This is a genomic window from Sulfurovum sp. bin170, assembly GCF_010892395.1.
Classification (GTDB): Bacteria; Campylobacterota; Campylobacteria; order Campylobacterales; family Sulfurovaceae; genus UBA1140.
The window spans coordinates 1-8,441 of the sequence record NZ_JAACKB010000121.1; the positions used below are offsets into that span (position 1 = coordinate 1).

General features: G+C 34.5%; 11 protein-coding genes. 5 read left to right on the forward strand and 6 right to left on the reverse strand.

Annotated elements, in window-relative coordinates; translation table 11 throughout:
- The 5 genes from GSY74_RS02905 to GSY74_RS02925 form a co-directional block, all read left to right on the forward strand.
- Nucleotides 1-613: GNAT family N-acetyltransferase (locus tag GSY74_RS02905; protein ID WP_164663613.1), on the forward strand; the 613-nt coding region annotated here is incomplete at its 5' end.
- The gene (locus GSY74_RS02910) at nt 610-1,680 is read left to right on the forward strand and encodes a DUF354 domain-containing protein (RefSeq protein WP_164663614.1); all 1,071 of its coding nucleotides are present in this window, start codon (nt 610-612) and stop codon (nt 1,678-1,680) included. The genes GSY74_RS02905 and GSY74_RS02910, both read left to right, overlap by 4 nt.
- Nucleotides 1,680-2,462 (forward strand): hypothetical protein, encoded by a 783-nt coding sequence (locus GSY74_RS02915; RefSeq protein WP_164663615.1) that lies wholly within the window; start codon nt 1,680-1,682, stop codon nt 2,460-2,462. The genes GSY74_RS02910 and GSY74_RS02915 overlap by 1 nt, the downstream gene beginning before the upstream one ends.
- On the forward strand, nt 2,452-3,867 hold the full coding sequence (locus GSY74_RS02920; protein WP_164663616.1) for an MBOAT family protein: 1,416 nt from the start codon (nt 2,452-2,454) through the stop codon (nt 3,865-3,867). Before GSY74_RS02915 ends, GSY74_RS02920 begins: the two co-directional genes overlap by 11 nt.
- Before the next feature lie 10 nt (nt 3,868-3,877).
- Nucleotides 3,878-4,870: a hypothetical protein gene (locus GSY74_RS02925; RefSeq protein WP_164663617.1), complete on the forward strand. Its 993-nt coding sequence runs from the start codon at nt 3,878-3,880 to the stop codon at nt 4,868-4,870.
- Nucleotides 4,871-4,996: 126 nt separating this feature from the next.
- Here the strand turns inward: GSY74_RS02925 and GSY74_RS02930 are convergent, their stop codons facing one another.
- Genes GSY74_RS02930 through GSY74_RS02955 form a run of 6 tightly spaced genes read right to left on the reverse strand, consistent with a single transcriptional unit; the run spans nt 4,997 to nt 8,222 of the window.
- The gene (locus GSY74_RS02930; RefSeq protein ID WP_164663618.1) at nt 4,997-6,550 is read right to left on the reverse strand and encodes an AAA family ATPase; all 1,554 of its coding nucleotides are present in this window, start codon (nt 6,548-6,550) and stop codon (nt 4,997-4,999) included.
- Nucleotides 6,551-6,567: 17 nt separating this feature from the next.
- Complete coding sequence (locus GSY74_RS02935) at nt 6,568-6,849, reverse strand: type II toxin-antitoxin system RelE/ParE family toxin (protein ID WP_164663619.1); 282 nt, start codon at nt 6,847-6,849, stop codon at nt 6,568-6,570.
- Nucleotides 6,850-7,131, reverse strand: coding sequence for a hypothetical protein (locus GSY74_RS02940; RefSeq protein ID WP_164663620.1), 282 nt, complete (start codon nt 7,129-7,131; stop codon nt 6,850-6,852).
- 49 nt (nt 7,132-7,180) lie between these two features.
- Nucleotides 7,181-7,516 (reverse strand): hypothetical protein, encoded by a 336-nt coding sequence (locus tag GSY74_RS02945; RefSeq protein ID WP_164663621.1) that lies wholly within the window; start codon nt 7,514-7,516, stop codon nt 7,181-7,183.
- On the reverse strand, nt 7,513-8,025 hold the full coding sequence (locus GSY74_RS02950) for a 4Fe-4S single cluster domain-containing protein (RefSeq protein ID WP_255494502.1): 513 nt from the start codon (nt 8,023-8,025) through the stop codon (nt 7,513-7,515). The genes GSY74_RS02945 and GSY74_RS02950 overlap by 4 nt, the downstream gene beginning before the upstream one ends.
- On the reverse strand, nt 8,025-8,222 hold the full coding sequence (locus GSY74_RS02955; protein WP_164663623.1) for a DUF2997 domain-containing protein: 198 nt from the start codon (nt 8,220-8,222) through the stop codon (nt 8,025-8,027). The genes GSY74_RS02950 and GSY74_RS02955 overlap by 1 nt, the downstream gene beginning before the upstream one ends.
- Nucleotides 8,223-8,441: the final 219 nt, after the last annotated feature.

An 8,441-nucleotide genomic window follows, 5' to 3' on the forward strand; every position in this document is an offset into this window, starting at 1 on the left:
ACTCTCTTGGCAAGGATTTACACAGCAGACAAGATATACATATAGGATAGCAAACAGAGATATAGATATAGAAAATATATATAGTAAATTTCATGGAAATATGAAAAATGATATAAAAAATGCAATAAGAGAGGGGGTAGAGATAAGAGAGGAGACCCCTTTTGAACTATTGTGGGACTTGGTTAATAAAACATTTATTAGACAGGGTAGTAAATCTCCTTTTAATAGAGAGAGATTAGAACATTTTATTCTCAAACTCAAAGAGAGAGGTACTTTTGTCTCTTTTGGAGCTTATGATAGTAGTGGCAGGTGTATTGCTGTATGTGGTCTTGTTTATGAAGAGAGATCATCATACCTTATCTTGAATGGTATAGATATAGAGAATCAAGTTCGAGGAGCCAATGGATATATGTTACAAGAGAGTATAAACTATTTCCATAAGAGATGTGACTATTATGATTTCGAGGGTTCTATGCTCTTTGGAGTGGAACAGTTCTATAGGCGATTTGGGGGAGAGTTGACTCCATATATGAGAATCTGGAATGATAACCTTTTTAACTATGTAAAGACGAAAGCAAAAAAGATATATAAAAAAGTGAGGTATGGAAGATGAGAATACTAATAGATATAGGTCACCCTGGGCATGTGCATCTCTTTAAAAATTTTGCATGGGAGATGCAAAAAAGAGGGCATGAGATACTTTTTAGCTGTAGAGATAAAGAGTTCGAGATAAAACTTCTTAAGAGTTATGGATTCAAATATAAATCGTTTGGTAAAAAGTTTAAAACTTTAGCAGGGAAGATATTTGGTCTACTAAAATTTGACCTACAAGCAATCGTTACTGCACTCAAATTCAAACCAGATATATTTATGAGTCACGGGTCTATGTATCTAGCACACGCCTCTTTTGTTCTTAGAAAGCCTCATATATCTTTTGAAGATACTTTTAATATGGAGCAGGTGAAACTATACTCACCCTTTACAGAGGCTATTTTAGTCCATAACTCAAAAGAGCCTCCTCTTACAACAGATAATATCAGGGGTTATGATGGTTATCATGAACTAGCCTATCTACACCCAAATAGATTTAAACCCAATAGGGATATATTTAAAATACTAAATCTTAGACAAGCTGAACCTTATATCATTCTTCGTTTTGTCTCATGGGATGCTTCTCATGATATAGGACAAGGAGGAGTAACATCAGAGTATAAAGAGAAAATTGTAGAAGAGTTATCCAAAAAAATGAAAGTTTTTATATCTTCTGAAGGCGAACTTCCCAAGAAGCTAAAGCCCTACCAGATTAAGATTCCTCCCCAGAAGATGCATGATGCATTGGCTTTTGCCACACTATTTATCGGAGAGGGAGCCACTATGGCTAGTGAGTGTGCAATGCTTGGTACACCAAGTATATATATAAACTCTTTAAACCCTATTACGATAAGAGAGCAAGAGAGTTATGGTTTGATTTTTAACTATCGAGATGCAGAGGGTGTAGTAGAAAAATCTATGGAGCTATTAAATCAAGAGAACCTAAAAGATGAGTTTTCTAAGAGAAGAGATAAGATGCTCTCTAAAAAGATAGATGTAACAGCTTTTACTATATGGTTTATAGAGAACTATCCCCAAAGTCTGCAAATAACAGAAGATTACCCAAACTATCAAAAAAGGTTTAGATAATGAGAGATTTTACTCATGATATATATATTGAACTACTCAATATATTAAAAGATAGAGGTTTTCAATTTATTACTGTAGAGGAGTATTTTACTCTAAAATATGATAAAAATAGACCTTTTATAATGTTGAGACATGATGTTGATAGACGACCAAATAGCTCTTTAGCTATGGCAAAAATAGAGAATAGTCTAGGAGTAAAAGCTACATACTACTTTAGAACCATCCCTAAAACTCTAAAAGCAGATATAATCAATGGGATAGCAAACCTTGGACATGAGATAGGCTACCATTATGAGTCCTTAGCAGAGACCAATGGGGACTATGAAAAAGCAATTGTTGATTTTGAAAAAAATTTATTTAGTTTAAACAGATTTTATCCCATAAAGAGTATCTCTATGCATGGAAGACCAACATCTAGGTGGGATAGCCGTCTTCTTTGGGAGAGGTATGACTATAGAAGATATGGTATTTCATCAGAGCCGTATTTTGATATAGATTTTCAAAAAATTCTATATATTACTGATGCAGGAAGAGCATGGAATAATGAGGCTATTAACCTAAGAGATAGAGTGGAGAGTGACTTTGATTTTCTATTTAACCACACAGCAGATATAATCTCAAATATAGATAGAGGTAGAGTTCCTGATAAGATAATGATAAATATTCATCCTGAACACTGGGCAGATGAACTTTTTGAGTGGTATAGAATTTTGCTAATACGAAAGATTAAAAATTTTGTAAAAAAAATAGTAATAAGACGGAAGATAGATAATGCTATTTAACAGCTACGAATTTATATTTGCATTTTTGCCTATAACATTTCTTATCTATTTTTTTCTGAAAAGCAGAAAACTAGAGACTGCATCCAAAGTTTTTTTAGTACTTAGCAGTCTGTTTTTTTATGCTTGGTGGAATATTATCTATTTGAATATCATAGTTGCTTCGATTATATTTAACTACTCTGTGGGGAGGGTTCTTGCAGGATACAGTGTAGAGATATATAAAATTTCAAAAAAAGCAATTTTGACCATAGGTATATTGGGAAATGCACTTCTATTGATGCACTATAAATATTTGGATTTTTTTATAATAAATCTAAATTTTGTTTTTGATTCAAATGTGGAACTTCTGCATCTTGCACTCCCTCTTGCTATATCATTTTTCACCTTTCAACAGATTGCCTATCTTGTTGACTCCTATAGGGGTGAGACTAAGGAGTATGATTTTCTGAACTATGCTCTCTTTGTTACATTTTTTCCACAACTAATAGCTGGACCAATTGTTCACCATAAAGAGATGATGACTCAATTTATAAAGCCTAAAAATAGCTCTATAAATATAGATAATCTGATGGCGGGTCTATTTATATTTTCTATTGGTCTTTTTAAGAAAGTGGCTATTGCAGATACTTTTGCTATATGGGCAACAAATGGTTTTGACCACTCTGTAACTCTACATTTTGTTGAGGCTTGGGTTACAAGTCTATCCTATACATTTCAACTCTATTTTGACTTCTCTGGATATGCAGATATGGCTATCGGTGCAGCACTGATTTTCAATATCAAACTGCCTATTAACTTCAACTCTCCATACAGAGCAACATCTGTTCAGGATTACTGGAGAAGATGGCATATCACCTTTGGTAGATTTTTACGAGACTATATCTATATTCCTTTGGGTGGTAACAGAAAAGGTATTAGCCGAACATATACAAATCTTATGTTAACTCTTCTCTTTGCAGGTCTTTGGCATGGTGCAGGTTGGGGCTTTATTATTTGGGGGTCTCTACATGGAGTTGCACTAGTCATTAACCATCAATGGAAGCAGTTTGGATTCAAAATGAATATAGTATCTGCTTGGATTATAACCTTTTTTTATATCAACTTTACAAGAGTCTTTTTTAGAGCCACGGACTTTGATGATGCTATAAAAGTACTAAAAGGTATGTTTGGAATGAATGGAATCTCACTGTATTATGACAGCTTTACATATAGATACTCTCTGTTATATATTTTTGCATCATTTATTATTGTATTGGTATTTCAAAACTCCAATAAATTAGTTAAATCACTAAAAAAGTATCATATTTTTCTGATGACGCTATTTTTTACATTTGCACTACTACAGATGGTATATTTTACAATCACTGGTGATAAAGCATCAGAGTTTCTATATTTTAATTTTTAAAGGGGAAGAGATGTACAAGAAATTTTTTACAGTTATATCTTCAGTAGTCTTAGCTGTTGTACTATTTGAGTTTTTTTTGAGATATTCACCATTTACACTTGGTGTTGAACCTATTAGGTACGATAAAGATTTAGGTCTATGGCATAAAAAAAACTTCTCTAGTAGATGGTTGCAGGGCTGTTACGATACAGAGTTTTTTTTCGATGATAAAGGGTTTGTAAAAAACTCTTATGAGTATCAAAAAAATAGAAAAGATATAGTTCTCTTAGGTGACTCCTATATCGAAGCACTGATGGTAAACAGTGAAAATATTATTCATAACGCTTTATATAAAGTATATAATGGAAAATACAACTTTCTAAATCATGCTATGGCTGCAACATCACCAGTACAACAGCTTGTAATACTGCAAAAGAAAAGCAATTTGGAAAATGTAAAAAAGGTTATTCATTTTGTAAATATGGACAAAGATATATATGAAGGTGATAGCGTAGGTTACGATAAAAATTCAATGAATCCAACTGTATTTTTGGATTTTTCTGATTTAGAGAACTATAAAGTGATACCCCCTAGAGATAGTACTAAAAAAGATGAGATAAAAGCCTCTTTGTCAAATTTTGAGATCTACTCTCTATTGACAAGAATTAAAGCCTATATTAAAAATAAAAAAAGTGAAGAAGTAGAAGAGGGCAGTAGAGAAGAGAGTAAAAAAGAAGAAGATCTGTCTCATAATTGGTTGCAGATAGAAGGTGCTATATATCAGACAAAAAAACTACTAAAAGATAAAAATATAGACTATACAGTAATAGTTTATGGGGAAAACAGAAGCCTAAAAGATAAACTAACACAATTTTTAGCTGAACAAAAGATAGATTTTTATGATATATATATTGTAATGGATAGACACAATTTACCCTTAGAGGATTACTCTTGCGACCATCACTGGAATGATAAATCACATCAGAATATTGCTAAAATGATTAAGGAGGAGGGGATGATATAGAGAATTTTTTAGTCTCTAAAATTTAGTATAGTAAACATCTTGCAAAACTAGGAACCGATGGCTTTAGCCTCGTTATGTTCGGGAGTGAACTCTCCGATTCCAAAGAGTTTTGCAAGAAGTTTAGTATCAAAACTCCTCAATAAAAGGATTATCCAAAATCTCGTTTTTAAGCTTCACCCCTTTAAACTTCTCCAACTCCTCAGGCTGATATTTAGAAGCCTGTTTCGTCCTATCTTTCGACCACTTCCGAAGTGTCTTTATCCTCTCCTCCATCGTTTTAGAGAGTGGGAAAAACTCATCTATGGTCTCCAATAAATCGCCTGTTTGCAAAATCGGTTCACTACTTGGCTCATAAATCTTAAAAAGTGACTCATTCACCACTTCACCAAGCTCTGCTCCTGAAAAACCTCTACTTTTTAGTGCCAATTTATCAATATCAATAGTATCAGAGTTCTGTTTTCGTAGCTTGATATGTATCTCAAAAATCTCTTTTCTCTCTTCAAAGGTAGGCAAATCAACAAAAAATATCTCATTAAACCGCCCTTTTCTAAGCAGTTCAGGTGGCAAGGCGGAGATGTCATTCGCCGTAGCCAATACAAAAACTTCACTCTCTTTCTCTTGTAACCAAGTCAAAAAAGTTCCAAAAACTCTAGTTGAGGTTCCTCCATCACTAGCTCCACTATTAGCACCTCCTCCTAAACCTTTCTCTATCTCATCAATCCACAAAACACAAGGGGCTAGGCTCTCGGCTACTTTAATGGTTTGGCGAATATTGCTCTCACTCTCTCCCACGATTCCACCAAAAACTTTACCAAAATCAAGTCTCAACAGTGGCATGTTCCAAGCGTTAGAGACAGCTTTTGCTGAGAGAGATTTACCAGTCCCAGGAATTCCCAAAAGCATTACCCCTTTAGGATAACTAAGCCCATAAGATAAAGCACGACTCGAAAACGCTTTAGCCCTAAGCCGTAGCCACTCTTTGAGATTATCAAGCCCACCAATAGAATTCATATCATCTTTGGGGTGAAAATACTCCAAAAATCCACTCTTTTTAATAATCTGCTCTTTCTCATAAGTGAGCGACCATATCTCATCAACCCCCACTTTTCCAAACTGCAACGCCGTCTTTCGTGTAGAGTTCTCCACCTCTCGCATGGTCAATCCAAGCAGAGATTTAGCAATAGCCTCATCCTCTCCAAATGGCACTTTCATATCATGTAGAATCCTACGCATATACCTACCAATCTCCCCAACTGTAGGTAGTGGATACTCCAAGATGGTCAAATCTTTCTCCAACTCTTTTGGCATATTGAGCAGTGGTGAGAAGAGGATAATAAAACTATTTTTGCGTCTAAGCTCTCGTATCGCCACCCTAAAACGGGTAATAATCTGTGGGTCATTTAGATAACTATGAACATTGTCAAATACATAAATAGCCCCATCCTCCATCTCATCAATCACCGTAGCGATGTCCTCCTCGTCACACGAAATCAACTCTCGCTTTATATACTCTTTGAGTCCTTGTGCATCATTATAAAAGAAGAGTTTATGCCCATCACTCACACGGATAATATCCCCTTGAAATCGTTCCCATTCGTAGTTTTCTATGTAAAAGGCTGTGATTTTGGCACTCATTAGGAGTTTTAGGTTTTTTGAAAATTCTGATAGGTTTTTTTGCATTTGATTTCCACCTTTCGCTATAGTTTTTCTCTATACTTCACTATACCCAACAGTATAATCTTGTTATTTATCCCATCAATCAGATAAGGAATTACATAACCTTTAAAAATACAATCTCTAATATTCTCATCATCAAAATAGATAGAGCGTCGGAATTTATAGGGCATATGAGGCAATTTATTTAACTTCTCCTCTAACTCTACACTAAAATCTATGGCTCTATTTAGGCTATCTCTTGCAATATAGTCAAGAACAGCATCAAGCTTACTATCAAATTTATCCCCTTTTTCTACTATCACCTAATCTGCCTTTTGATGTCTTGCAATCAGACGATTTTGTACATCACTCCAGTAGTTTTTATCTAGGCAAGAAAAATTTTTAGAGCCATTTTTTCTATAATCCTCTAAGGTAACCTCTAACATAGCTCTATCTTCTTGATATTCCCTATCTTGCATCAGACTAAAAGGTTCTTTTAGAGAATCCAATTTAATTTTATCTATCATAATATCTTGCAAAGAGTTGAGCATCTCTAATATATTATTGACATACATATCTTTGACATCTATACGAATGGTTTGCATTTTTTCATCCTTTTCTTTTAATTTTATCAGAAATGTAAATAGGAGTAGCTTAGTAAACCCTCTTCTGCAAAACCAACTTTATCGTGCTGTCCTCTTGAATCTCTTTTTTCAACTTATACCCATGCTTCAAAGCATTCTCCAAAATCTTCTCTCTTTGAGCCTCCCTATAAACCCTTTTTGCCTCCTCTACCAACTCACTGTAAATCGTCTCAACTCTCGCTATCTCTTCTGCTTTGCCTCGTCCATAATCGTAGTCATACTGGTTAAACTCAAATTTACCATCTACCATTTTGATGTTACTATTTCCACTCTTGGCTATTGCCTCTTTTGCCAATACACCATCATCTATCTGCATCGAACCTGTTATTTTTACAACTCTGCTCATATCTTCAAATCCTTTAAAAACTCATCTTGTGGATAACCAGTCACTATCAGAGTGCCATCTTCACAGATTTCAACCTCTACACTCTCATTGTCAAACTCCCAAACCGTATCAGAAAAGTTATAAACCCTCTGCTCCTGCCCATATCGTCCAGCCACCAGTGTATCTATCTCTTTTAGAAGAGGTGAATTTTCAATCTCCTCTAGCCTAAATCCTGTAAAAACTTGTATGGTGAGTTTGGTCTCTGATTTTACTCTTTTGGCGATTTTGGTCAGCTCACTATCTTGCAAAAATGGCTCACCACCTGTAAAGGTCACACCATCCAAATTGGGTTGATTGAGAATCTCTTTAAAAATCTCATCAGCACTTTTCAGAATCTTGGCTTCAAAACTCCAACTCTCTCTGTTCCAACACCCCTTGCACCCCAAATCGCACCCTTGAACCCAAATAACGAAACGGTTTCCATTGCCATTAACAAAGTTTGATTTTTCGATATTGTGGATATTGAGCATCACTTTTTAATCTGCTGTTTGGTTACAATCTTCTGCTTTTTGTAATATTCAGGTTTGTTTTTCTCTTTTCGCTCTCCCTCTAAACCTGCTAAGATTTCATCTAGTTCTGTTATGCAGATTTTGCCCTCCATGCCTTTGGTTTCGGCTTTTATATTGCCGTCTTTGTCGATTGTGATTTCTATTTTGTAGTCTTTCATTTCTTAGTCCTCAATATTTAAAATGTCTTCGAACACATAATACATAACATTTACCTAACTCATTATTGATTTGATTAGTTTTATGTTTAAAACTAGTAATTTTTGGAGATAGGTATTGTTCTCTTTTACACCAAAACCAATCATCTCCTATAATATTATCAATGAATTCTTGTCTTATATAATACTCTCCATATTTACCTATATTTTTTTTGGCTCATA